The following is a 23265-nucleotide window of genomic DNA, read 5'->3' as shown; positions in this document are numbered from 1 at the left end:
TTTAAATGGGAGAAAATAGTGACAATCCCTTCCGTTTGAATGATCGTCTGTTTATTAGTAAAATACTCTTTAAGTACTATTAGATTTCAGCTTCTCAGGCTTTCCCTATGCTTGTATGATTATCTATTCCAGCGCCCAATCGCTCAAAGTTCCAGCTGTGCGGCTGAACAGGCGCTTCCACTCTTAAAATAAAGGAGCTCTTTTCATTTGAAGAAGACGTATGGTTATATTTTAATCGCTTATATTTTAATGCAGCTGTTGGGGCTGGTTGCTCCTCTGCTTTTATTTAAAGCAGGGCTTGCCCTCGGAGGTGATCCGCAAACGCTGAAAAATCTTATTCCCGGCTATTGGCTGGTGTTCAGCTTCATGGTCACCCTGATTATTGTATTGCTTCTCCTTCGGAAAGATACCAGAAACAGCCGTCTTGAACGGATGACTCCACTGCCGGTGGGACCTTCCATCTTTTGGGCAGTGGCGGGCATCTTTCTCGCCTTGTTTGGCCAGCGAATTGCCGTCGCTATCGAAACGGCTTTAGGAATTAACATGGGGTCCGAAAACACAGAAACAATTATTCATATTATTGAGCTTGTCCCATTGATGATGGTTGCCACTGCCATTTTCGGTCCGATTTTAGAGGAAATCGTTTTTAGAAAGATTATTTTTGGAAGCTTGTATGAGAAGTTTCCTTTCTGGCTATCCGCTTTGATCAGCTCCGTTATTTTTGCCCTTGCTCATGCTGAACCTGAACATGTCATTCTGTACTCATCGATGGGATTCACGTTTGCTTTTCTATATGTAAAAACAAAAAGACTGCTTGTTCCTATATTCGCCCATGTGGCTATGAATTCCTTGGTCATTGTCGTGCAATATTTTTATGCGGATGAATTAGAGCGGATGATGAAAGAAACGGAAAAAATACAAAGCTTTATTACTTGGCTTTTTTAGGCTTATAGCTTTAAAATTTGGAGGAATTTAATGAAACAATCACCGTTAACGACCGGGATTTTTTATCTTATTCTCGGCGCGTTCTTTACTTATTTAGCCATTCAAGATGTCAACACGGGGGGCTTTGGCTTTTTCACTTACTTGCTCATCTTGCTGGCAACGATGGATATTGGTTCCGGCATTCGCCTGCTCTTTATGTATTGGCGCTTGAAAAGCAACGAAAAAAAATAAGGCTGTTCTCTAAAAGGCTGACTTTCGCTCTTGCGGAAGTTCGGCTCTTTTTTTGGACAGCCTTATTTTATTCTGCATTTTCCGCTTCCAGTTCGGCCTGCAATGTTTTTTTATAGCTAATCTTTGAGATCCAAATGCTGATCTCATAAAGAATAACTAATGGAATCATCACGATAATCTGTGATATCACATCCGGCGGCGTAATAAGCCCTGCTACCACTAGCAGAACAAAGTAAGCATAGCGGCGAATTTGCGCAAGAAACATAGGTGTAATAATCCCCAGCCTTGTCAAAAACATTGTAACAACCGGCAGCTGAAACAAGATGCCGAATGGAAGTGTAATTTGAAATAAGAATTGAAAATACTCGTTAATGCCAATAACCTGCTCAATTTGCAAGTTTCCGGATAACTTCATCATGAAATGAATGATATACGGAAATAAAATAAAATAAGAAAAAGCAATTCCGGCGAGAAATAGCAGCAAGGATAACGGGATGTAGCTAAGCGTTACCTTTCTCTCTTTCTCAAGCAGTCCTGGGCTTACGAATGCCCACAACTGATAAAGAATCATAGGGCTAGTCAATACAAAAGCGATGACAAAAGCCATTTGAAAATAAATCTTTATAGGATCTGTCACACGGAAAGCGTTCATTGTTAATTCCTGCGCTTCGTCCGCATGCTGCAAATAGCGGATAATCGGCTCAGCCAGAAACAAACCGGCAATCATAGTGAGGAATAAGAAAGCGATTACTATAATGAGCCGTTTCCGCAACTCGCCAATGTGTTCATATATTGTCATGTCTTGTCGACTCATTGTCATTCATCCTAACCTTACTGAGGATCCTTCTTATCCTCTGGTTTATCGTCGTCCGCCAGCCCTTTCGTGGCATTCTTAAATTCTTTCAACGTGTCGCCTGCCGCGCGTCCAAGCTCAGGGAGTTTTTTCGGTCCGAAGATTAATATTGCTGCTCCAGCAATCAATATAATACTGCCTACACTTAATCCCATTTATGCAGCACCTCCTTTCCTCCATCATAACCGATTTTTCGGCATAATTCTATTCCGACTTTTCTTCCGAGACATCCGGATAATTCTTTAAAAAATAAACTAACGATTGCAGTTCAACAGCCAGATCAATGTGATGCACTCGAATCATTGGAGGAACGTTCAGTCTCGCAGGTGTGAAATTCAAGATGCCTTTAATATTGCATTCCACAAGACGGTCTGTAATGCCTTGGGCCACAGTAGAAGGAACCGTCAAAATAGCTACTGGTACCTCCTTTGATTGTAGTTTCTCTTCCAGATTATCCAGATGATAAATTGGAACATCCCCAATCGTCTTGCCTACTTTTCCCTCATCTACATCGAAGGCTATTTGTATTTTCGTATTGTTATTCTTCATAAAGTTATAATTCAAAAAAGCGGTTCCTAAATTTCCTACCCCAATAAGAGCTACATTTGTTATTTCATCTTGATCAAGTGTTTTGCGAAAGAACGACAATAAATAGCTGACATTATAGCCGTATCCCTTCTTACCAAGTGCTCCAAAATAAGAAAAATCGCGGCGAATCGTCGCCGAATCTACTTTTACTGCTTCGCTTAATTCTGCCGATGAGACCCGCTGCTTGCCAGAAGAATGCAGGTTTTGGATAAATCTGTAATACAATGGCAGACGCTTGGCCGTCGCCTGCGGAATCCTTAATGGATCATGGTTCATATTTATACCCCCAGCGCTTGCTGTTTCCAAACTGATAACCTTTCGATTCAATCACTCCTTCCATCATACAATATTTTGCACGGCTTGTCTTTCAACTTTATTTCCTTTCTATCGCCCAGAAAGGGTGAAAGAGAATTGCCCAGGCCTATAGAATCAGCTACACTAATAAGTAGAAAACTGAGGTGAGAAGAATGATTTTACTGCAAGTACAACAGCTTACAAAATACTTCGGCGCAGAGCTCATTTTGTCGAATATTAAACTTGAAGTACAAACAAGAGACCGGATCGCTCTAGTTGGTAGAAACGGAGCAGGAAAATCCACTCTTTTAAAAATAATCGCCGGTATCCTCTCTTATGATTCCGGAAATATCTTAAAGCCGAAAGATGCGACAATCGGCTATCTTGCTCAAAACACCGGGCTGGAATCTGATTTATCAATCATGGATGAAATGCTTTCCGTCTTCTCGCATTTGCGCAGCATGGAAAAGCAGCTGCGGCATCTGGAAGAGCGAATGGCGGATCCCGCTGTTTACGGAGATGCCAGCCAATATGAAAGAGTCACCAAGGAATATGATTTGCTGCAAAATGAATTTAAAGAGTCCGGCGGCTATCAGTTCGAAGCAGATATCCGTTCGGTTTTGCATGGCTTGAACTTTCATGATTTTGACTATGAAACGAAAATCTCTACTTTAAGTGGCGGCCAAAAAACGAGGCTCGCACTGGGAAAGCTATTATTGACAAAACCCGACATTCTTATTTTGGACGAGCCGACGAACCATTTAGACATTGATACACTTTCCTGGCTGGAACAATATTTGCAGGGCTACAACGGCGCTATTTTGATCGTGTCCCATGACCGTTACTTCCTTGATAAAGTTGTAAACCAAGTATACGAAATCTCTCGGCAGCACATTAAAAAATTTCATGGGAATTACAGTAACTATTTAGAACAGAAGGCCGAACAATACGAAAAAGATATGAAGCTGTTTGAAAAGCAACAGGAGCAGGTAGCGAAGCTGGAAGACTTCATCCAGCGCAATATTGCCCGGGCTTCGACAACAAAAAGAGCCCAAAGCCGCCGCAAGCAGCTTGAACGGATGGAACGGATGGAACGTCCGGATGGCGATGAAAAATCGGCCAATATCATGTTTCAAATTGAAAAACAGAGCGGCAATGAAGTGTTAAAAGTAAACAATCTTGCCATTGGTTATGATGAAGAAAGAATTGCCCAAAACCTCAATCTGTATATACAACGTGAAGAGAGCACGGCACTCGTCGGACCAAACGGTGCTGGTAAATCTACTTTTCTCAAAACAATTGTGGATAAACTGCGGCCATTAGCTGGAGAATTTTCTCTCGGTGCTAACGTATTCATTGGCTATTATGATCAGGAACAGGCCAACTTAACTTCTAATAAAACTGTATTAAACGAATTATGGGATGACTACCCTTCCAGTGATGAGAAAGAAATACGTACAGTGCTCGGCAACTTCCTCTTTTCAGGAGATGACGTTCTAAAGCCGGTTCATGCATTAAGCGGTGGCGAAAAAGCACGGCTGGCTCTTGCCAAGCTCATGATGCAAAAAGCTAATTTTCTTATTTTGGACGAGCCAACCAACCACCTTGATCTAGATAGCAAAGAAGTGTTAGAAAATGCGTTGATTGATTATCCTGGGACACTTTTATTCGTTTCCCATGACCGATATTTCATCAATCGTATTGCCTCAAAAGTCATTGAAATGTCCGATAATGGCATGACTGAGTATCTTGGGGATTATGATTATTATGTCGCGAAAAAACAAGAGCAAAAAGAGCTGGCTGAATTGGAAAAATCCTCTTTGCCAATCGTTGAAGAAGTCGTACCGTCTGATTCATCCAACTACCATACAGATAAAGAGCAAAAGAAAAAAGAGCGTCAGAAACGCCGACGTATTGAAGAAATAGAAGAAAGAATTGAAAGCCTAGAAGCAGAGCTCGAAGAAGCCGAAGACTTGCTTTGCCAGCCAGAAATCTTTCAGGATCATGAAAAGTCATTGGAACTTCAGAAAAAAACCGAAGCTTGTCAAACAGAAATTGAGCAGCTTATGCAAGAGTGGGAAACTCTTCATGAGTAGGCTCTAATCCATTGGCTGCTGTGGCGTTTATACACAGACTTACCCACAAACTAACATGCCGGTTTTCTTGATTCCTAATTACTTTTACACATTGTCCACAAAATTAATCGGTTTTATCCACAAAACACACAAGCTTTCCAGCAGTTTAAAAAGGACTTTTCCACAGAATAACCTTTTTATACACATGTTATTCACAGTTTGTGAACAAGTAAAAAGGACTGTTTTTCCATTAGGGAGTTCCTAGTGGAAAAACAGTCCTTTCTTTTTATTTTATTATTGTTCGATATCCAGTCCTGGATAGCCATTCATCGCCAAATCTTCAAATTTTCCCTGCTCATATAAAATGGTTCCCGCAGCGGCAATCATAGCTGCATTATCGGTACAAAGACTTAACGGCGGAATAATCAGTTCGATATCCTCGAGTTCGGCAAACTGTTCTTCCAAGGCCTTTCTCAACCCTCTATTCGCAGCAACCCCGCCGGCTAGCAGTACTTGCTTCACTTTATATTCCTTTGCTGCTCTTATTGTTTTCGCTGTTAAAACATCGATCACGCTTTGCTGAAAGCTAGCAGCTACATCTTCCGGTCTCAACTCTTGTCTTCGTTGTTCTGCATTGTGGAGAGTGTTGATAACTGCTGATTTTAGACCGCTGAAACTAAAATCATATGACCCTTCTTCGAGCCAGGCTCTAGGAAAATCAATAACTGGCTCTCCTTCAGCAGCAAGACGATCAATGTGAGGACCGCCTGGATAAGGCAAGTTTAATGTTCGAGCTACTTTATCATATGCTTCTCCTGCCGCATCATCACGCGTTTCACCGATTACTTGAAAACTGCCGTGCTCTTCCATAAGTACCAACTCAGTATGCCCACCCGACACAACGAGAGACAGCAGCGGAAAAGCAAACTCTTTTATCAGACGATTGGCGTAAATATGGCCAGCTATGTGATGAACACCTATAAGTGGCAGCTGATGGGCAAAGGCTAACGCTTTAGCCGCGTTGACTCCCACCAAAAGAGCCCCCACAAGACCCGGCCCTTTAGTAACGGCAATGGCATCGAGGTCTTGAAAAGCCATATCGGCTTGACGCAATGTTTCCTCAAGGACCAATGTAATTTGCTCTACATGATGCCGGGACGCAATTTCAGGAACAACTCCGCCAAAGCGTTTGTGGCTTTCAATTTGCGAAGAAACAACATTAGATACGATTTCCCGGCCATTCTTTATGATGGCTGCTGCCGTTTCGTCACAGCTTGTTTCTAATCCTAATATATAAATATCTTTTTTCATTATAAATTCACCCACATTACTAATGCGTCTTCCTGATTGTCAGAATAATAATTTTTTCTAATCCCACCTGGCTGGAAGCCCAGCTTTTTGTATAAATTTTGAGCAGATTCGTTGCTTACACGTACTTCTAAAGACATGATAGACGCTCCCCTCTTTCTGGCAGTGTTCATTACAGCGACGAGTAGCTTCTCCCCCACCCTCTGCCACGAAACTCCGGGAGGATAGCGATATTGGTAACTTGCGATTCATCCAGTACGAGCCACATTCCACAGTAACCTATGATTTGGCCTTCATATTCAACCACGTGATACACAGCAAAATAATTATTCGTTAGCTCATTGAAAAAAGATTCTTTCGTCCAAGGTGCTGTAAAACTAACTTTTTCAACTTCATATACCTTATCCACATCGTCCACAGTCATCAGCCGAATATCAATTTCACTCATTTCATTTCTCCGCCCTTTGCTGTTCCAGCCACTTCGTTTCCGCCTCTGCCAAACGAATGTAGTTGGGAACAAAAGAATGCAGATCAGCTGCAGGTTCATGCAAGCCGAGGCGGGCAAGATCAGATGGCCGCGGTGAAGAAGCATACTCTCCTTTCAGCAACGCTTGGTCTGCTAATACTTCCCGTATGGCCTCTTCGTGCAGACGAACATCCTGACCGATAAAGAGGACTTCCTCATTTAGTTCCTTCAGTTGGTTACACCAATCTTTGAGGGCGAGATTCTGATCTTCCTCGACAACGGCTAGCTTTCCATTTTCAAAACGGTATAATCCGGTGTACACTCTGCCCCGTCTCGCATCAAAAACAGGTGAAATATAAGAAGGATAAAAATAGGCAGAAGCTGCTAGTGCCGCTAGACTGGATACTCCTGCAAGAGGAATATTTAACGACCAAGCCAGAGTTTTTGCGATGGTTACTCCAATGCGTACGCCTGTGTAGGAGCCTGGCCCCTTGGCCACAATGATTTTATCTAGATCTGCCGGTTTTACTTCGCATTCCTTCATTAAAGCTTCAATGGCCGGCATGACCCGTAATGAATGATTCTTATTTAAATTTGTCATGTATTCACCGATGACCTGCTCATTCTCTGAAAGAGACACGCCCAGTGTATAAGTAGATGTATCAATTGCCAGCACTTTCATTTCACTAACTCCTCACTCACCCTAACATACTTGTCACCTTTTGGTTCCAGAGAGATTTCACGTTCATTGTTCCCTTTATGAGAAATAACAACCTTTAAATATTGTTCAGGAAGCTGCTGTTCAATTAAATGAGCCCACTCAACTACACACACGCCATCTCCGTAGAAGTACTCATCGAACCCCAAATCTTCCTCCTCATCAGTTAACCGGTACACATCCATATGGTAAAGAGGCAGACGGCCTTTATATTCTTTTATAATAGTGAAGGTTGGGCTATTTACATTACGCTTAATGCCTAATCCCTTTGCCAAGCCTTGTGTAAAAGTTGTTTTCCCAGCCCCTAAATCGCCTTCTAACAAAAGTACAGAACCCGGTTCCAATAAATGAGCCAGCTTCTCTGCAAAAGACTGGGTTTGTTCAGCACTTTGTGTGGAAAGTCTCAGTCTGTCCATAAAAAGTCTCCCTTGTCGCATATAATATGTAGTCGTAAAAAAACCTTAGGAAACATTAATCCTAAGGTAGTTTGCTGAGTATAGTATATCTTAAATCGCTGTATAAAAAAAGAAACGAAACAAAGTTTCGCTTAGTTGTAAAAGCTTATAACAAAATGGCGGTCCGGACGGGACTCGAACCCGCGACCTCCTGCGTGACAGGCAGGCATTCTAACCAACTGAACTACCGGACCAAAATTGCGGGGACAGGATTTGAACCTGCGACCTTCGGGTTATGAGCCCGACGAGCTACCGGACTGCTCCACCCCGCGACGATAAAAAATATTCAATATAACAGCCTGGCAGCGTCCTACTCTCACAGGGGGAATCCCCCAACTACCATCGGCGCTGAAGAGCTTAACTTCCGTGTTCGGGATGGGAACGGGTGTGACCTCTTCGCTATCGCCACCAGACTGTATAAAGTTGAAAGATTTGTTCTTTCAAAACTGGATAATATGTTCAAGTAACCGGCAACTCCGTGCCATTTCATGTGTGACGCCGTTAGGCGTATCATTTAGGATAAGTCCTCGATCGATTAGTATTCGTCAGCTCCACGTGTCGCCACGCTTCCACCTCGAACCTATCTACCTGATCATCTTTCAGGGATCTTACTAGCTTGCGCTATGGGAAATCTCATCTTGAGGGGGGCTTCATGCTTAGATGCTTTCAGCACTTATCCCGTCCGCACATAGCTACCCAGCGATGCCTTTGGCAAGACAACTGGTACACCAGCGGTGCGTCCATCCCGGTCCTCTCGTACTAAGGACAGCTCCTCTCAAATTTCCTGCGCCCGCGACGGATAGGGACCGAACTGTCTCACGACGTTCTGAACCCAGCTCGCGTACCGCTTTAATGGGCGAACAGCCCAACCCTTGGGACCGACTACAGCCCCAGGATGCGATGAGCCGACATCGAGGTGCCAAACCTCCCCGTCGATGTGGACTCTTGGGGGAGATAAGCCTGTTATCCCCGGGGTAGCTTTTATCCGTTGAGCGATGGCCCTTCCATGCGGAACCACCGGATCACTAAGCCCGACTTTCGTCCCTGCTCGACTTGTAGGTCTCGCAGTCAAGCTCCCTTGTGCCTTTACACTCTGCGAATGATTTCCAACCATTCTGAGGGAACCTTTGGGCGCCTCCGTTACTCTTTAGGAGGCGACCGCCCCAGTCAAACTGCCCGCCTGACACTGTCTCCCACCCGGATCACGGGTGCGGGTTAGAAGTTCAACACAGCCAGGGTAGTATCCCACCGACGCCTCCACCGAAGCTGGCGCTCCGGTTTCAAAGGCTCCTACCTATCCTGTACAAGCTGTGCCGAAATTCAATATCAGGCTGCAGTAAAGCTCCACGGGGTCTTTCCGTCCTGTCGCGGGTAACCTGCATCTTCACAGGTACTATAATTTCACCGAGTCTCTCGTTGAGACAGTGCCCAGATCGTTACGCCTTTCGTGCGGGTCGGAACTTACCCGACAAGGAATTTCGCTACCTTAGGACCGTTATAGTTACGGCCGCCGTTTACTGGGGCTTCAATTCAGAGCTTCGCGTGAGCTAACCCCTCCTCTTAACCTTCCAGCACCGGGCAGGCGTCAGCCCCTATACTTCGCCTTACGGCTTCGCAGAGACCTGTGTTTTTGCTAAACAGTCGCCTGGGCCTATTCACTGCGGCTCCTCAGGGCTATGCACCCCAAAGAGCACCCCTTCTCCCGAAGTTACGGGGTCATTTTGCCGAGTTCCTTAACGAGAGTTCACTCGCTCACCTTAGGATTCTCTCCTCGCCTACCTGTGTCGGTTTGCGGTACGGGCACCTTTCACCTCGCTAGAGGCTTTTCTTGGCAGTGTGGAATCAGGAACTTCGGTACTACATTTCCCTCGCCGTCACAGCTCCGCCTTCATGGTGATGGGATTTGCCTCATCACCGGCCTAACTGCTTGGACGCACAACCAACTGTGCGCTTGCCCTATCCTCCTGCGTCCCCCCATTGCTCAAATGGTGAAGAGGTGGTACAGGAATATCAACCTGTTGTCCATCGCCTACGCCTATCGGCCTCGGCTTAGGTCCCGACTAACCCTGAGAGGACGAGCCTTCCTCAGGAAACCTTAGGCATTCGGTGGAAGGGATTCTCACCCTTCTTTCGCTACTCATACCGGCATTCTCACTTCTAAGCGCTCCACAAGTCCTTCCGGTCTTGCTTCACCGCCCTTAGAACGCTCTCCTACCACGGACACCACAAGGTGTCCATCCACAGCTTCGGTGATACGTTTAGCCCCGGTACATTTTCGGCGCAGAGTCACTCGACCAGTGAGCTATTACGCACTCTTTAAATGGTGGCTGCTTCTAAGCCAACATCCTGGTTGTCTAAGCAACTCCACATCCTTTTCCACTTAACGTATACTTGGGGACCTTAGCTGGTGGTCTGGGCTGTTTCCCTCTTGACTACGGATCTTATCACTCGCAGTCTGACTCCCAAGGATAAGTCTTTGGCATTCGGAGTTTGTCTGAATTCGGTAACCCGAGGGGGCCCCTAGTCCAAACAGTGCTCTACCTCCAAGACTCTTCCCTTGAGGCTAGCCCTAAAGCTATTTCGGAGAGAACCAGCTATCTCCAGGTTCGATTGGAATTTCACCGCTACCCACACCTCATCCCCGCACTTTTCAACGTGCGTGGGTTCGGGCCTCCAGTAAGTGTTACCTTACCTTCACCCTGGACATGGGTAGATCACCTGGTTTCGGGTCTGCGACCTCATACTCATGCGCCCTATTCAGACTCGCTTTCGCTGCGGCTCCGCCTTTACGGCTTAACCTCGCATGAAATCGCAACTCGCCGGTTCATTCTACAAAAGGCACGCCATCACCCATTAACGGGCTCTGACTACTTGTAGGCACACGGTTTCAGGTTCTCTTTCACTCCCCTTCCGGGGTGCTTTTCACCTTTCCCTCACGGTACTGGTTCACTATCGGTCACTAGGGAGTATTTAGCCTTGGGAGATGGTCCTCCCGGATTCCGACGGAATTTCACGTGTTCCGCCGTACTCAGGATCCACTCTGGAGAGAACGATGTTTCGGCTACAGGATTGTTACCTTCTCTGATGGGCCTTTCCAGACCTCTTCGCCTACACCGTTCTTTTGTAACTCCGTATAGAGTGTCCTACAACCCCAGAAGGCAAGCCTTCTGGTTTGGGCTGTTCCCGTTTCGCTCGCCGCTACTCAGGGAATCGCGTTTGCTTTCTCTTCCTCCAGGTACTTAGATGTTTCAGTTCCCCGGGTGTGCCTTCTCCTACCCTATGGATTCAGGTAGGGATACTGTTCCATTACGAACAGTGGGTTTCCCCATTCGGAAATCTCCGGATTAACGCTTACTTACAGCTCCCCGGAGCATATCGGAGTTAGTCCCGTCCTTCTTCGGCTCCTAGTGCCAAGGCATCCACCGTGCGCCCTTTCTAACTTAACCTAAAATGGCGATTACTCGGTTATTGCTTGGTTACTTTTATACGATATTATCCAGTTTTCAAAGAACAAAGTTGCTTACCTATAGAGAAGGAATTCATCCTTCAAAACTGAACAAAAAACAATGCCGTTAATTCGTTTGTGAGAACAGCGTTCTCTGTTGCTACTACGTGCGGCTAAAAGCCTGACACGGTTCACAAGTTCCTTAGAAAGGAGGTGATCCAGCCGCACCTTCCGATACGGCTACCTTGTTACGACTTCACCCCAATCATCTGCCCCACCTTAGGCGGCTGGCTCCCGTAAGGGTTACCCCACCGACTTCGGGTGTTGCAAACTCTCGTGGTGTGACGGGCGGTGTGTACAAGGCCCGGGAACGTATTCACCGCGGCATGCTGATCCGCGATTACTAGCGATTCCGGCTTCATGCAGGCGAGTTGCAGCCTGCAATCCGAACTGAGAATGGTTTTATGGGATTGGCTAAACCTTGCGGTCTTGCAGCCCTTTGTACCATCCATTGTAGCACGTGTGTAGCCCAGGTCATAAGGGGCATGATGATTTGACGTCATCCCCACCTTCCTCCGGTTTGTCACCGGCAGTCACCTTAGAGTGCCCAACTGAATGCTGGCAACTAAGATCAAGGGTTGCGCTCGTTGCGGGACTTAACCCAACATCTCACGACACGAGCTGACGACAACCATGCACCACCTGTCACCGCTGTCCCCGAAGGGAAAGGTCTGTCTCCAGACCGGTCAGCGGGATGTCAAGACCTGGTAAGGTTCTTCGCGTTGCTTCGAATTAAACCACATGCTCCACCGCTTGTGCGGGCCCCCGTCAATTCCTTTGAGTTTCAGCCTTGCGGCCGTACTCCCCAGGCGGAGTGCTTAATGCGTTAGCTGCAGCACTGAAGGGCGGAAACCCTCCAACACTTAGCACTCATCGTTTACGGCGTGGACTACCAGGGTATCTAATCCTGTTCGCTCCCCACGCTTTCGCGCCTCAGCGTCAGTTACAGACCAGAGAGCCGCCTTCGCCACTGGTGTTCCTCCACATCTCTACGCATTTCACCGCTACACGTGGAATTCCGCTCTCCTCTTCTGCACTCAAGCCTCCCAGTTTCCAATGACCCTCCACGGTTGAGCCGTGGGCTTTCACATCAGACTTAAGAAGCCGCCTGCGCGCGCTTTACGCCCAATAATTCCGGACAACGCTTGCCACCTACGTATTACCGCGGCTGCTGGCACGTAGTTAGCCGTGGCTTTCTGGTCAGGTACCGTCAAGGTACCAACAGTTACTTTGGTACTTGTTCTTCCCTGACAACAGAGCTTTACGATCCGAAAACCTTCTTCACTCACGCGGCGTTGCTCCGTCAGACTTTCGTCCATTGCGGAAGATTCCCTACTGCTGCCTCCCGTAGGAGTCTGGGCCGTGTCTCAGTCCCAGTGTGGCCGATCACCCTCTCAGGTCGGCTACGCATCGTTGCCTTGGTGAGCCGTTACCTCACCAACTAGCTAATGCGCCGCGGGTCCATCTGTAAGTGACAGCTAAAAGCCGCCTTTCCATTCTTCTTCATGCGAAGAAAAAGAATATCCGGTATTAGCCCCGGTTTCCCGGAGTTATCCCAGTCTTACAGGCAGGTTACCCACGTGTTACTCACCCGTCCGCCGCTAACTTGAACAGAGCAAGCTCCGTCAAGTCCGCTCGACTTGCATGTATTAGGCACGCCGCCAGCGTTCGTCCTGAGCCAGGATCAAACTCTCCAAAAAGATTGTTTGACTTGCTCATAATTTAAAAATAAGAATTAACTTACTGGCATGTATTTTGTTCAGTTTTCAAAGATCAATTTTGGAGCGGGTGATGGGAATCGAACCCACGACATCAGCTTGGAAGGCTGAGGTTTTACCATTAAACTACACCCGCATATATACTTACCTGGTCGGGAAGACAGGATTCGAACCTGCGACCCCTTGGTCCCAAACCAAGTGCTCTACCAAGCTGAGCTACTTCCCGTTAAACTTATAAATGGCGCGCCCGAGAGGAGTCGAACCCCTAACCTTTTGATCCGTAGTCAAACGCTCTATCCAATTGAGCTACGGGCGCATTTTATGGTGCGGTCGAGAGGACTTGAACCTCCACGGGGTCGCCCCCACTAGGCCCTCAACCTAGCGCGTCTGCCATTCCGCCACGACCGCATGTTTTTTTAACAACAGAACTTAATTATATCATATACCCTTTGTCAAATCAAGTACTTTTTGAAACAATTTTTATCTTCAAAATAAAAGACGTTTGTTCATTTCGATCGGTACTTTTCTTTGATTTAACGTCACTAGAAATATATTAAAGCAATAATGTTAATTAGTCAACTATTTTTTAAAGAAATAAATCTACTTACTAGACTCCTGATCAACTGCCGTTCTTCGAACAAACTCACTAATAAAAAAACAGCCTGCCTCACGCAAGCCGCCCTCACATCAATGCGGATGAAGGGAGTCGAACCCCCACGTCCTTGCGGACACTAGAGCCTGATTCTAGCGCGTCTGCCAGTTCCGCCACACCCGCAAATAGTGAGCCATGAAGGACTCGAACCTTCGACCCTCTGATTAAAAGTCAGATGCTCTACCGACTGAGCTAATGGCTCATGGTGACTGGGCTAGCTGGATTCGAACCAGCGCATGACGGAGTCAAAGTCCGTTGCCTTACCGCTTGGCTATAGCCCATTGTTAACAATAAGAAAATGGTGACCCCTACGGGATTCGAACCCGTGTTACCGCCGTGAAAGGGCGGTGTCTTAACCGCTTGACCAAGGGGCCACAATGCTTATTAAAATAATGGCGGAGAAGGAGGGATTTGAACCCTCGCGCCGCTTACGCGACCTACACCCTTAGCAGGGGCGCCTCTTCAGCCTCTTGAGTACTTCCCCAAAATGGCTCCGCAGGCAAGATTCGAACTTGCGACCGATCGGTTAACAGCCGATTGCTCTACCACTGAGCTACTGCGGAATATAAAATTCATTTTATCGACAATTTGTATTATATTAAAGTAGAGTACATGAGTCAACAACTTTGTCCAATAAAATTAAAAACTCCCCGTTCCTTTTCCTCATTCACCAAATTCAACCATTCTCTTTAGTCTACTGCTCTCTCTTCTTTGAACTTAATCGTTCCTTTACATTTTCCACATACATAACGGGCTGTATCGATCTTTCTTCTACGATGGTACGCAAGGTAGCAATTAGTGCATTCATAAACCAACAAACGCCTTAGCTGTTTGGGCTTTGTTTTCTCCAACGGAGTACAATACCTAGGCCCTTGCACCTTTTCTAGCAGCTGCTTAAAATCCCGATCACGATGTTTATGTCCTTTTCCTTCTAAATGCAGGTGATAGTGACATAGCTCATGCTTGATAATACCTTCCACTTCTTCCCGCCCATAGGCCTCCAAATACTTTTTATTCACTTCAATATTATGGGACCGCATCATATAGCGGCCACCAGTAGTTCTTAATCTTGAATTAAATGTTGCTTTATGAAGAAACGGACGGCCAAATAACTCTGTTGATATCTTTTCTGTAAGCAACTGAAGTTCCTGATCATTCATTAGCCGGCCGCTCCTTTTCTTCTTCAATTATTTTTCTGAAGGAATCATTGTTAAAGAGACTCTCCCTTTTTTCTCATCCACCTGTTCAATCCAGACAGTTACAATATCACCTACAGCTGTCACATCGAGAGGATGCTTAACGAACCCTTTTTTCATTTTGGAAATATGAACAAGACCATCTTCTTTTACTCCAATATCAACGAACGCACCGAAGTCTACCACATTTCTGACAGTCCCTTGCATTTCCATACCAGGCTTTAAATCCTCCAATTTCATTACTCCTGTTTTTAACAGCGGAGTCGGCAGTTCATCGCGAGGGTCACGTCCCGGTCTTTGAAGGGCATCCTTGATGTCCTGCATTGTTAGGACCCCAATGCCTAACTCTTCTGCAGCCTGCTCAACAGAAACTTTATCCAATGTATCTTTGAGCTCTTTGGATCCTACATCTTTTGTGGTATAGCCAATACTTTGAAGCAGTTTTTTCACTTCCGAATAACTTTCAGGGTGGATCGCTGTTTTATCCAACGGTTCCTGCCCATCCATAATTCTTAAAAACCCTATACATTGCTCGAAAGTTTTCGCACCAAGCCGAGGAACTTTTTTGACTTGAGAGCGATTATTAAATTTACCGTTATCTTCTCTAAATTTAACAATATTATTAGCTACAGTTTTATTCAAGCCGGCTACATACTGCAATAATGAGGAAGAGGCTGTATTCAAATTCACTCCTACTTGGTTAACTGCTGTTTCTACTACAAATGTGAGCGACTCATTTAGCTTTTTTTGAGAAACATCATGCTGATATTGGCCTACACCAACTGATTTTGGATCAATCTTTACTAATTCAGCTAAAGGATCTTGCAACCGCCGCGCTATTGACACAGCACTTCTTTCTTCGACCTGAAAATCCGGAAATTCCTCACGTGCTGTTTCGGAAGCAGAATATACACTTGCCCCTGCTTCGTTCACAATAATATAAGCCGTTTGACGTTCACTTTTCTTAATGACATCAGCTATAAATTGCTCTGTCTCTCGCGAAGCGGTTCCGTTACCAATTGCGATAATTTCCACTCCATATTCCTTTAGAAGCTTTTGGACAAGCTCTTCTGCCTCGGCTCTTTTAGATTTCGGCGGGTGCGGATAAATAACACCTATATATAATACCTTACCTGTTTCATCTACCACTGCAAGCTTACAGCCTGTTCGGTAAGCAGGATCGACGCCTAAAACTACTTTTCCCTTTAAAGGAGCCTGCAAAAGTAATTTCCTTAAGTTTTCGGAGAAAATATGAATTGCCTGATCCTCCGCCTTTTCAGTTAGTTCATTGCGTACTTCCCGTTCAACGGATGGCTGGATGAGCCGCTTGTATGCATCTTGAAGGGCTTGTTGTACATATGCTCCAGCTTCGACTTTGTCATCCACCTTATATTTCTTGCTTATGTAACGCACGATTTTTTCTGGATCTGTGTGGATGTTTACTTTTAGAACATCTTCTTTTTCCCCTCTATTCAGGGCTAATATGCGGTGCGGAACAATTTTCACAACAGGTTCTTCGTAATCATAATACATTTCATATATATTCTTTTCGTCTAACCCCCATTTTTAACAGTTGTATGGATGCTCCCATTTTTGAAAGTTTCACTGCGAATCCACTGACGAATCGCTGCTTCATCCGCCGCCTGCTCAGCAATAATATGCAGCGCACCTTCAATTGCTTCCTCCGCAGAAGAGACGCCTGTTTCGTTTGATATGTATGTTTCCGCCTGGGCTGTTACTGAAGAATCAGGCATCTCCAAGAGCCACTCTGCTAACGGCAGCAATCCTTTTTCTTTGGCAATAGCTGCTTTTGTCCGGCGTTTTTGCTTGAAAGGACGATAAAGATCTTCTACAGCCTGAATTTTCTCTGCCTGTAAAATAGCAGATCGTAATTCCTCCGTTAGTTTCCCCTGCTCTTCAACTAGCCGAATGACTTCTTCTTTGCGCGTTGATAAGTTTTGCAAGTAGGTCCACCGATTGATAAGCGATTGAATCTCCACTTCATTAAGCGCACCAGTCATTTCCTTCCGATAGCGGGCAATAAAAGGCACGGTATTTCCTTCCTCAATCAGCCCAATGACTGCGCGTACTTTCTTTACCTCTAATTTCTCATCCTGAGCTGTTTGTTTAATCAAGCTTTCTTTGTCAATTATAGCTTCAACGGGCATGCCCAATCCCCTCCTTCTCCTATCTTTCATTTTATCACAAGAAAAAAAGCCCGCGCTTATTAAAGCAGGCTTCCGATAATATAAGTAGAGTCATCGCCAGATTTGGTTGTTTCTTCCTCCAGTAGAGAGGCGATTTGTTGAATAGAACGGTTTCTCATTAGTCCTTTGACATTAAGAACGTTAATCCCGTCTGAATGCAAAAGAAATTTGCAATTCGCCTCATAGGTAAAGCGTTGTGTCCGATATTTTTGAGGCCGGCCCGATAAATAACCGGTTACCGGCAGTGGGTAAGTTAATTTTTCCTTGTCAGTATATAAATAAAACCGAATATTGCCAACGCAACTATATTCAAATTCACGGGTATTAAAATAAACTTTTAAAATAGCAACGGCTGCTCCTCTTTTTGATAAAGAACATTATTGCTTAAACTCATTAGAAGATCAACCGACTCATGATGGTTCTCTTCTACTATTTTTGTTACAGCCGATGAAGAATGAAAAGCAAACTCCCCACTGCCCAGTCCATCTGCCAACACACAGATTAAATAGTCATCTGTTGTGTGAATATAGTAACTGTCACCGCAAAATGGCTGGCCGCCTTTTGCGGCTTTATTAGCACAGATCTCTAGCTGTTCATTTTGAAAACAATTCATTAAGTCAACCGCTCCGATGTCATTGATTCAGCATCAATTGCTTCTTTCAGCTTCTTGATTGCTCTTCTTTGCAGGCGCGATACATGCATTTGAGAAATGTTTAGCTTATCTCCCGCATCCTTCTGACTCATATTTTCTAAATAAGTATACTGGATAATTTGACGTTCACGGTCGGACAATACGTGAAGCACCTTCTCAAGTACAAGTCGCTGGTCTACCCTCTCATAACCTTGCTCTCTATTCCCGACGATATCTAGAAGTGTCACTGTGCTGCCATCGGAATCTGCTTCAATTGAGTGGTCAACAGATAAAGCTTGATAACTCTTGCCCATCTCCATCGCTTCCAAAACTTCCTCTTCAGAAATATCAAGATAACGCGCAATCTCATCTACCTTTGGAGAACGCTGTAAGCTAGAGGTTAGCTCCTCCACTGTGGATTTAATTTTTGGCCCCAGTTCCTTAATCCGCCTTGGAACATGAACACTCCACGTCTTATCCCGCAAAAACCTCTTAATCTCTCCAACGATTGTCGGAATAGCAAAGGCTTCAAAACTCTTACCATAAGCATCATCATATCGTCTAATTGCCCCTAAAAGGCCCATCATTCCGACTTGAGCAATATCTTCATGATAAGATTTGCCTTTTGAATATTTACGGGCAATGGATTCAACTAATCCTTGGTAATGTTTTACGAGATGTTCTTGTGCTTCATTATCACTGTCGTTCTGATAAGCTTTGATCCACTCAACAACTTGCTGTTTTGTATCCTGGTTAGGTTGAGATGGTTTCCGCATCCCTCTCCACCTGCTCTCCTTCGAGGTACTTCGTCATGAACAAAGTAACCCCTTCCTTTTGATGAACCTTTACTTCGTCCATTAATGTTTCGATGAGAAATAGACCTAAGCCTCCTTCACGCAGAAATTCCACAGAATTCTCCTTGTAAGGGCCTAATGCTTTCTTTGTTTCGCGGAAATCAAAGCTTTTTCCGTTATCAGATACCATCACTTCTAAATGTTTCTGATAAAGAGCAAAGCCAACCACCACTTCACCTTCTTCATCGCCGTTGTAAGCATGCTGGACAGCGTTGGTGATTGCTTCGCTAGTAGCTATTTTCAAATCCTCAATCGCATCATATGTAAATCCCATTCTGCTCGCAATTCCTGAAAGCGTCAACCTGATAACGCCCACAAATTCCGGCTTGGCCGGGATTTTCATCTCGATGTAATCAAACGCTTCCATCATCAAACGCCACCTTCTACTTCAGAATTAATATTCATAATATCTGCAAGGCCGGTGATATCAAACAATCTTCTCAAGCGTTCTGATAAACCAATCAACTGCAGAGTGCCTCCATTAGCATTTAAACTTTTAAAAAGCCCAACGAATACACCTAGACCTGTACTGTCCATATAAGATACTTCAGACAAATCAATTACTATGTTCGCCTTTTCTTTCTCGGTATATGGAAAAACAGTCTCACGAAGCTTAGGTGCTGTATATGCATCAATTTCTCCAGTGATTCTCACTGTGATTTGCTGTTCTGTTTCTTTTACGTCAATTGTAATATTCATTTTAAACCCACCTCTTCTTTATTACTCCACTGTTTTTAAAGTATACCCAGCTGAAAGAGAGATAAACCTTTTCTTACTTTATTCTCTTTAAAATAATTAAAGTGAAGTCATCCCGCAGCTGGAAGTCTTGTAAAAACTCAAGTTCTTTATATACCTTATCTGCAATCTCTTGGGCTTCCAGGTGAATATATTTTTTAATGTATCCCATTAACGTATCTACTTCTATAAAGCCTTCTTCGGTTCGGCATTCTGTTACGCCGTCAGACATAAGCAGAATAATATCCCCTACTTCAACTTTTTTCTCAAACTGGCGGTATTTTGTTTTCTTATCTACACCAAGCAAGAGCCCTTTTGCATACAACTCTTCAAATTCTTTTGTTTCATGATTGTAGAAAAAGCCCGGTTCATGACCTGCGGAAGAATAATAGAATGTATGATTCATTGTATTATACATCCCATAGAACATGGTAATAAACATCGTCGGGTCTACATTTTGTTCTACCACTCTATTTAGGCTTTCCAGCACGCGGCTCGGTTCATGCCGTCCCTCTGGTAAACTATCCATGGAATATTTGATCATTGACATGCACAGTGCCGCCGGAATTCCTTTTCCAATTACATCCGCAATGGCCACACTGACAGCTCCCTGCTCATCCTGAACAAAATGATAATAATCCCCGCTCATTTGTCTCGCCGGCACGCTAATAGCTCCTATGTCAAGGCAATCCACATTCGGAACCTGCGTCCCTAGAAGTGTTTGCTGCATATTAGCCGCCACTTCAATCTCACTTTTTAATTCCTGCTGAATCGTCCGCAAATTTTGATGCTCACGATAAGCAAGACCATACGCCATCATCACTTCAAGCAAGATGTCGAAAGAGGGGAGCATCGCCTCGGAAGTTTCTATTCCGAGTTCCAACAAAGCAGTTCTATGGAGACTGATAATTTCTTCGGGAGAGACTTTATGTTCAATGGATTTTCTACTGAACTTTTGACTAAGGTACAAAGCTTGCTCGTTTTGATCCCTCATATAGCTCTCAAGAATTTCTTTATATTTTTCTTGCATTGCTTCCCTAAATTCCATACTTGCCCTCCTTATCGGAGCCACTTGATTGCCTTAATGAGAGTCCCCTCTCCTGGAGTAGAGTCAATTGTAAACTCATCTACAAGGCGTTTCACCCCAGGCAAACCGGCTCCAAGTCCTCCAGAGGTGGAGAAACCGTCTTCCATTGCTTTACGAAGATCTTGGATACCAGGTCCCTGATCTTCTGAAATAATGATTAACCCGGTTTTTCCGGCAGCCTCTGTCTTTTCTATGCATACCTGGCCCTGACCGGCATAAAGGTAAATATTACGCGCCAGCTCACTGATAGCTGTCGTGATACGGGCCTGGTCGACCGTGCCAAATCCTAGATCTTTGGCCACATTCCTGCCAAGCTGCCTTGCAGCTACGATGTCCCATTCATTTGTAATCTTGACGCAAGAATCCATAGATTAGTCCTCCAGTTCCCGTTGAAGTTTCTCCAAACCTTTTTCTAAATCAAGAGCTGTCAAGACATCTTCAAGACGTATACCCAATTCGATCAAGGTAATAGCAACGGCTGGCTGAATTCCTGTGATCACAACTTTCGCTCCCATAAGCTTCGACATGCTGATTACATCTCCGAGCACTTTAGCGATGAAGGAATCGATAAAATCAATAGAAGTTAAATCAATCACCACTCCCCGGGCGCTCGTTTCATGAATTTTGTGCAGCAAATCCTCTTGGAACTGCAGGGCAGTCTGATCGTCCAGTTCCCATTGAATTGAAATTAGCAGACAATCATGAAGTTTTAAAATTGGTATTCTCATCGTTCTTCCTCCACTTCAATGATTTTTCTTTCCGTCATCTCAAGAGCTTCTTCAATCCCTTTTTTCAAGGTACTTGTAGTAATAACCTGATCCAGATTAATACCTAGAGTGACGATCGTTTGAGCGATTTCCGGACGGATGCCCACAATCATACATTTAGCACCAACAAGCCGGACAGCATCCGCCGCCTGGATGATATGATGTGCCACCATCGTGTCCACAACCGGAACCCCCGTAATATCAATAAGAACAACTTCCGAACGATGGTTAACTACCCCATCAAGCAAGTTTTCCATAATAAGTTTAGCTCTTTCTGTATCAATCGTTCCTACAAGAGGCATAACTGATATTTTCTCAAAAACCGGGATAAGAGGGGCGGATAATTCCTGAAGGGCAATCTTTTGCAAAGAAACCGTGCGTTCCCACGTATCAGCATAAGTATCAATAATCGTGTTATATAAAGGGAACATCCAGCGCTCAAATTCAAAAGAAAATTCGATATAATTATGCTGTCCAACCAATTCTTCCTTTGTCATTCCCTCGGATATAATGTGGCTAAATGTATGCAGCCCAAGTGTAATAACAGTAAGGGGCCATCCTAGTCTGACAATCTTCTCCGCAAATCCAGTAACTTTTGACTGAAATTCTTCTTCCGTTTCAGTAAAATTGGAAATAAGCAACTCGATAAACTCACTGCTTGTTTGTGTAAACATTTGATCAGACATCGTTTGAACAGCACGCTCATCTGCGTCTTGTTTCATTTTGCTAATCCATTCGCTCAATATTTGACTCTTATGGGTTTGCACATAGTTAAAAATTAATTTACGCATTAAGACAACTCCAATTCTTCTTTTTCGATGACTACGCATCTGCTCTATGTAGAGACTGTCCCATAAACGCCCGGCTCCTTCCCTCTCTATAACACATAGAGATTTTCATCCAAGGAAACCGAAGGCAGCTGACTCTTTACTTTCCAGACAGCCCCGTCCGCTTATTATCCCCAAATCCACTTTCTCAATTTTAACAATTTCGAACATAAAACTAAACCGATTTCCATTTCCTTTTTTTGTATCCGCCGATATTTATCGTCACTACTAAACATTATAATGTTTATTTCGTCAATTAAAAAGCGAGAGTACTGCCTGCCGGCAAAATATCATCTAAAAAAATAAGACGCCCGGCTAGTATAACCTAGCGGGCGTCTATTTAAAACTGAATAAGACCTAAGCTGATCTGCAAGGCTTCGTCCACTTTTTCCATCATTTCCTCATCAAGTTGAGTGATTTTATCCGTTAAACGCTGTTTGTCGATCGTCCGGATTTGCTCAAGTAAGATAACGGAATCACGTTCAAAGCCATAACGCTTTGCATCAATTTCAACATGTGTAGGCAACTTAGCTTTTTGAATTTGCGCTGTTATAGCAGCAACAATAATAGTGGGACTGAACCGATTCCCGATGTCGTTTTGAACTACTAGCACAGGCCGCACGCCGCCTTGCTCTGATCCGACAACAGGGGACAGGTCTGCAAAATATACGTCACCACGCTTAACTATCACACGGATTATCCTCCACTTACTAAACGTTCTACAGTATTTCCGGCCTCATACTCAGCTTGCATGGCCTCCGAGGCGATAGCTAAGTTGATCTTAGCCATTTCCATGTACCCGCGCCGCATAGATTCTCTAATCTGACGTTTTTTTCTTTCCCGAAGATACATTTTTGTTGCTCTGTAGATAAATTCATTGCGGTTAACCTTCTCAAGTTCAGCATACCCGTCTAGTTCTTTAACAAATTGTTGTGGCAAACGAATTAACACTTCTGTTGTTGCGCTTGATTCAGACACGAACTACACCTCCACCAATCACTACACCGTCTCGTTAACTGTCCTTTTCATCATATCATCTTTTCTTTTACAAGGGAAGGCGAATTCAAATTTCCCAGCTATTATCTTAAAATAACAGAGAAAAAAAGCGCAAATCCACTAAAAGCTTGACGGAAAATGCCGATAAACATAAACT

General features: G+C 44.5%; 22 protein-coding genes, 12 tRNA genes, 3 rRNA genes and 1 pseudogene. 3 read left to right on the top strand and 35 right to left on the bottom strand.

The window, feature by feature from the left end:
* Positions 1 to 207: 207 nt before the first annotated feature.
* Positions 208 to 945 carry a CPBP family intramembrane glutamic endopeptidase gene (locus CJ483_RS15805; RefSeq protein ID WP_120036101.1) on the top strand — a complete coding sequence of 246 codons (738 nt, stop codon included), beginning with the start codon at positions 208 to 210 and terminating at the stop codon, positions 943 to 945.
* A gap of 30 nt (positions 946 to 975) precedes the next feature.
* Positions 976 to 1176 carry a YdiK family protein gene (locus tag CJ483_RS15800; RefSeq protein WP_120036100.1) on the top strand — a complete coding sequence of 67 codons (201 nt, stop codon included), beginning with the start codon at positions 976 to 978 and terminating at the stop codon, positions 1174 to 1176.
* Between the two features lie 67 nt (positions 1177 to 1243).
* On the opposite strand, the gene tatC is transcribed toward CJ483_RS15800, so the two are convergent.
* Genes tatC through CJ483_RS15785 form a run of 3 tightly spaced genes read right to left on the bottom strand, consistent with a single transcriptional unit; the run spans position 1244 to position 2893 of the window.
* Positions 1244 to 1990: a twin-arginine translocase subunit TatC gene (gene tatC / locus CJ483_RS15795; RefSeq protein ID WP_120036099.1), complete on the bottom strand. Its 747-nt coding sequence runs from the start codon at positions 1988 to 1990 to the stop codon at positions 1244 to 1246.
* A 17-nt stretch (positions 1991 to 2007) separates the two neighbouring features.
* The gene (locus CJ483_RS15790; protein WP_120036098.1) at positions 2008 to 2184 is read right to left on the bottom strand and encodes a twin-arginine translocase TatA/TatE family subunit; all 177 of its coding nucleotides are present in this window, start codon (positions 2182 to 2184) and stop codon (positions 2008 to 2010) included.
* Positions 2185 to 2233: 49 nt separating this feature from the next.
* Positions 2234 to 2893: a redox-sensing transcriptional repressor Rex gene (locus CJ483_RS15785; RefSeq protein ID WP_120036097.1), complete on the bottom strand. Its 660-nt coding sequence runs from the start codon at positions 2891 to 2893 to the stop codon at positions 2234 to 2236.
* 191 nt (positions 2894 to 3084) lie between these two features.
* Here CJ483_RS15785 and abc-f point away from each other — a divergent pair, with 191 nt between their 5' ends.
* Positions 3085 to 5007, top strand: coding sequence for a ribosomal protection-like ABC-F family protein (gene abc-f, locus CJ483_RS15780; protein ID WP_120036096.1), 1923 nt, complete (start codon positions 3085 to 3087; stop codon positions 5005 to 5007).
* A gap of 273 nt (positions 5008 to 5280) precedes the next feature.
* Here abc-f and tsaD read toward each other — a convergent pair whose 3' ends face one another.
* From tsaD to CJ483_RS15625, 32 genes and pseudogenes are all read right to left on the bottom strand, one after another.
* Positions 5281 to 6297 carry a tRNA (adenosine(37)-N6)-threonylcarbamoyltransferase complex transferase subunit TsaD gene (gene tsaD, locus CJ483_RS15775; protein WP_182917077.1) on the bottom strand — a complete coding sequence of 339 codons (1017 nt, stop codon included), beginning with the start codon at positions 6295 to 6297 and terminating at the stop codon, positions 5281 to 5283.
* Positions 6297 to 6742, bottom strand: a pseudogene (rimI, locus tag CJ483_RS15770) (ribosomal protein S18-alanine N-acetyltransferase). Before rimI ends, tsaD begins: the two are co-directional and overlap by 1 nt.
* Before the next feature lies 1 nt (position 6743).
* Positions 6744 to 7442, bottom strand: a complete 699-nt coding sequence (tsaB, locus tag CJ483_RS15765; protein ID WP_120036094.1) for a tRNA (adenosine(37)-N6)-threonylcarbamoyltransferase complex dimerization subunit type 1 TsaB — start codon at positions 7440 to 7442, stop codon at positions 6744 to 6746.
* On the bottom strand, positions 7439 to 7894 hold the full coding sequence (tsaE, locus tag CJ483_RS15760) for a tRNA (adenosine(37)-N6)-threonylcarbamoyltransferase complex ATPase subunit type 1 TsaE (RefSeq protein ID WP_120036093.1): 456 nt from the start codon (positions 7892 to 7894) through the stop codon (positions 7439 to 7441). The genes tsaB and tsaE overlap by 4 nt, the downstream gene beginning before the upstream one ends.
* Positions 7895 to 8050: 156 nt before the next feature.
* Positions 8051 to 8127, bottom strand: a tRNA-Asp gene (locus CJ483_RS15755).
* A gap of 4 nt (positions 8128 to 8131) precedes the next feature.
* Positions 8132 to 8205, bottom strand: a tRNA-Met gene (locus CJ483_RS15750).
* 25 nt (positions 8206 to 8230) lie between these two features.
* A 5S ribosomal RNA gene (rrf, locus tag CJ483_RS15745) occupies positions 8231 to 8346 on the bottom strand.
* 102 nt (positions 8347 to 8448) lie between these two features.
* Positions 8449 to 11379 (bottom strand): 23S ribosomal RNA (locus tag CJ483_RS15740).
* Between the two features lie 205 nt (positions 11380 to 11584).
* Positions 11585 to 13138: ribosomal RNA gene (locus CJ483_RS15735) — 16S ribosomal RNA — on the bottom strand.
* Together the 16S, 23S and 5S rRNA genes with 12 tRNA genes alongside form the textbook arrangement of a ribosomal RNA operon.
* A gap of 80 nt (positions 13139 to 13218) precedes the next feature.
* Positions 13219 to 13292: transfer RNA gene (locus tag CJ483_RS15730), tRNA-Gly, on the bottom strand.
* Between the two features lie 13 nt (positions 13293 to 13305).
* Positions 13306 to 13382: transfer RNA gene (locus CJ483_RS15725), tRNA-Pro, on the bottom strand.
* Between the two features lie 13 nt (positions 13383 to 13395).
* Positions 13396 to 13472, bottom strand: a tRNA-Arg gene (locus CJ483_RS15720).
* A 6-nt stretch (positions 13473 to 13478) separates the two neighbouring features.
* Positions 13479 to 13564: transfer RNA gene (locus tag CJ483_RS15715), tRNA-Leu, on the bottom strand.
* Between the two features lie 283 nt (positions 13565 to 13847).
* A tRNA-Leu gene (locus tag CJ483_RS15710) sits at positions 13848 to 13931 on the bottom strand.
* Positions 13932 to 13937: 6 nt separating this feature from the next.
* Positions 13938 to 14010 (bottom strand) — tRNA-Lys (locus CJ483_RS15705).
* Positions 14011 to 14017: 7 nt separating this feature from the next.
* Positions 14018 to 14089: transfer RNA gene (locus CJ483_RS15700), tRNA-Gln, on the bottom strand.
* 18 nt (positions 14090 to 14107) lie between these two features.
* Positions 14108 to 14182, bottom strand: a tRNA-Glu gene (locus CJ483_RS15695).
* Between the two features lie 19 nt (positions 14183 to 14201).
* Positions 14202 to 14292, bottom strand: a tRNA-Ser gene (locus CJ483_RS15690).
* Positions 14293 to 14296: 4 nt separating this feature from the next.
* Positions 14297 to 14371 (bottom strand) — tRNA-Asn (locus CJ483_RS15685).
* A gap of 126 nt (positions 14372 to 14497) precedes the next feature.
* On the bottom strand, positions 14498 to 14968 hold the full coding sequence (locus CJ483_RS15680) for a SprT family protein (RefSeq protein WP_120036092.1): 471 nt from the start codon (positions 14966 to 14968) through the stop codon (positions 14498 to 14500).
* A gap of 27 nt (positions 14969 to 14995) precedes the next feature.
* Positions 14996 to 16537 (bottom strand): helix-hairpin-helix domain-containing protein, encoded by a 1542-nt coding sequence (locus CJ483_RS15675; protein WP_481747720.1) that lies wholly within the window; start codon positions 16535 to 16537, stop codon positions 14996 to 14998.
* A gap of 20 nt (positions 16538 to 16557) precedes the next feature.
* The gene (locus CJ483_RS25825) at positions 16558 to 17172 is read right to left on the bottom strand and encodes a Tex-like N-terminal domain-containing protein (RefSeq protein WP_481747719.1); all 615 of its coding nucleotides are present in this window, start codon (positions 17170 to 17172) and stop codon (positions 16558 to 16560) included.
* A gap of 376 nt (positions 17173 to 17548) precedes the next feature.
* A complete protein-coding gene (locus CJ483_RS25515; protein ID WP_342754243.1) occupies positions 17549 to 17824 on the bottom strand; it encodes a hypothetical protein in 276 nt (91 codons plus the stop codon).
* A complete protein-coding gene (gene sigB / locus CJ483_RS15665; protein ID WP_120036091.1) occupies positions 17824 to 18618 on the bottom strand; it encodes an RNA polymerase sigma factor SigB in 795 nt (264 codons plus the stop codon). Before sigB ends, CJ483_RS25515 begins: the two co-directional genes overlap by 1 nt.
* Positions 18596 to 19066, bottom strand: a complete 471-nt coding sequence (gene rsbW, locus CJ483_RS15660) for an anti-sigma B factor RsbW (RefSeq protein WP_120036090.1) — start codon at positions 19064 to 19066, stop codon at positions 18596 to 18598. The genes sigB and rsbW overlap by 23 nt, the downstream gene beginning before the upstream one ends.
* Positions 19066 to 19395 (bottom strand): anti-sigma factor antagonist, encoded by a 330-nt coding sequence (locus tag CJ483_RS15655; protein ID WP_120036089.1) that lies wholly within the window; start codon positions 19393 to 19395, stop codon positions 19066 to 19068. The genes rsbW and CJ483_RS15655 overlap by 1 nt, the downstream gene beginning before the upstream one ends.
* 73 nt (positions 19396 to 19468) lie before the next feature.
* Positions 19469 to 20479 (bottom strand): PP2C family protein-serine/threonine phosphatase, encoded by a 1011-nt coding sequence (locus CJ483_RS15650; protein WP_120036088.1) that lies wholly within the window; start codon positions 20477 to 20479, stop codon positions 19469 to 19471.
* 11 nt (positions 20480 to 20490) lie between these two features.
* Entirely contained in the window at positions 20491 to 20886 is a 396-nt protein-coding gene (locus CJ483_RS15645) for an anti-sigma regulatory factor (RefSeq protein WP_120036087.1), read from the bottom strand.
* Positions 20887 to 20889: 3 nt separating this feature from the next.
* A complete protein-coding gene (locus CJ483_RS15640) occupies positions 20890 to 21246 on the bottom strand; it encodes an STAS domain-containing protein (protein WP_049659773.1) in 357 nt (118 codons plus the stop codon).
* Positions 21243 to 22076, bottom strand: a complete 834-nt coding sequence (locus tag CJ483_RS15635; protein ID WP_120036086.1) for an RsbT co-antagonist protein RsbRA — start codon at positions 22074 to 22076, stop codon at positions 21243 to 21245. Before CJ483_RS15635 ends, CJ483_RS15640 begins: the two co-directional genes overlap by 4 nt.
* Positions 22077 to 22452: 376 nt before the next feature.
* Positions 22453 to 22803, bottom strand: a complete 351-nt coding sequence (locus tag CJ483_RS15630) for a type II toxin-antitoxin system PemK/MazF family toxin (protein WP_041100719.1) — start codon at positions 22801 to 22803, stop codon at positions 22453 to 22455.
* Positions 22804 to 22808: 5 nt separating this feature from the next.
* Entirely contained in the window at positions 22809 to 23090 is a 282-nt protein-coding gene (locus CJ483_RS15625) for a CopG family ribbon-helix-helix protein (protein WP_120036085.1), read from the bottom strand.
* Positions 23091 to 23265 lie beyond the last annotated feature (175 nt).

Source organism: Bacillus sp. PK3_68 (assembly GCF_003600835.1).
GTDB lineage: Bacteria > Bacillota > Bacilli > Bacillales > Domibacillaceae > Pseudobacillus.
Note: the sequence above shows the minus strand (reverse complement) of the source record. Positions and strands in the feature narration are given on the sequence as shown.

What these genes read in the sequence shown, in the direction of transcription:
- CJ483_RS15800 (WP_120036100.1), top strand. Translation starts at nt 976, where the DNA reads ATGAAACAATCACCGTTAACGACCGGGATTTTTTATCTTATTCTCGGC.
- tatC (WP_120036099.1), bottom strand. Translation starts at nt 1,990, where the DNA reads ATGAGTCGACAAGACATGACAATATATGAACACATTGGCGAGTTGCGG.
- CJ483_RS15790 (WP_120036098.1), bottom strand. Translation starts at nt 2,184, where the DNA reads ATGGGATTAAGTGTAGGCAGTATTATATTGATTGCTGGAGCAGCAATA.
- CJ483_RS15785 (WP_120036097.1), bottom strand. Translation starts at nt 2,893, where the DNA reads ATGAACCATGATCCATTAAGGATTCCGCAGGCGACGGCCAAGCGTCTG.
- abc-f (WP_120036096.1), top strand. Translation starts at nt 3,085, where the DNA reads ATGATTTTACTGCAAGTACAACAGCTTACAAAATACTTCGGCGCAGAG.
- tsaD (WP_182917077.1), bottom strand. Translation starts at nt 6,297, where the DNA reads ATGAAAAAAGATATTTATATATTAGGATTAGAAACAAGCTGTGACGAA.
- tsaB (WP_120036094.1), bottom strand. Translation starts at nt 7,442, where the DNA reads ATGAAAGTGCTGGCAATTGATACATCTACTTATACACTGGGCGTGTCT.
- tsaE (WP_120036093.1), bottom strand. Translation starts at nt 7,894, where the DNA reads ATGGACAGACTGAGACTTTCCACACAAAGTGCTGAACAAACCCAGTCT.
- CJ483_RS15680 (WP_120036092.1), bottom strand. Translation starts at nt 14,968, where the DNA reads ATGAATGATCAGGAACTTCAGTTGCTTACAGAAAAGATATCAACAGAG.
- CJ483_RS15675 (WP_481747720.1), bottom strand. Translation starts at nt 16,537, where the DNA reads ATGTATTATGATTACGAAGAACCTGTTGTGAAAATTGTTCCGCACCGC.
- CJ483_RS25825 (WP_481747719.1), bottom strand. Translation starts at nt 17,172, where the DNA reads ATGCCCGTTGAAGCTATAATTGACAAAGAAAGCTTGATTAAACAAACA.
- CJ483_RS25515 (WP_342754243.1), bottom strand. Translation starts at nt 17,824, where the DNA reads ATGAATTGTTTTCAAAATGAACAGCTAGAGATCTGTGCTAATAAAGCC.
- sigB (WP_120036091.1), bottom strand. Translation starts at nt 18,618, where the DNA reads ATGCGGAAACCATCTCAACCTAACCAGGATACAAAACAGCAAGTTGTT.
- rsbW (WP_120036090.1), bottom strand. Translation starts at nt 19,066, where the DNA reads ATGATGGAAGCGTTTGATTACATCGAGATGAAAATCCCGGCCAAGCCG.
- CJ483_RS15655 (WP_120036089.1), bottom strand. Translation starts at nt 19,395, where the DNA reads ATGAATATTACAATTGACGTAAAAGAAACAGAACAGCAAATCACAGTG.
- CJ483_RS15650 (WP_120036088.1), bottom strand. Translation starts at nt 20,479, where the DNA reads ATGGAATTTAGGGAAGCAATGCAAGAAAAATATAAAGAAATTCTTGAG.
- CJ483_RS15645 (WP_120036087.1), bottom strand. Translation starts at nt 20,886, where the DNA reads ATGGATTCTTGCGTCAAGATTACAAATGAATGGGACATCGTAGCTGCA.
- CJ483_RS15640 (WP_049659773.1), bottom strand. Translation starts at nt 21,246, where the DNA reads ATGAGAATACCAATTTTAAAACTTCATGATTGTCTGCTAATTTCAATT.
- CJ483_RS15635 (WP_120036086.1), bottom strand. Translation starts at nt 22,076, where the DNA reads ATGCGTAAATTAATTTTTAACTATGTGCAAACCCATAAGAGTCAAATA.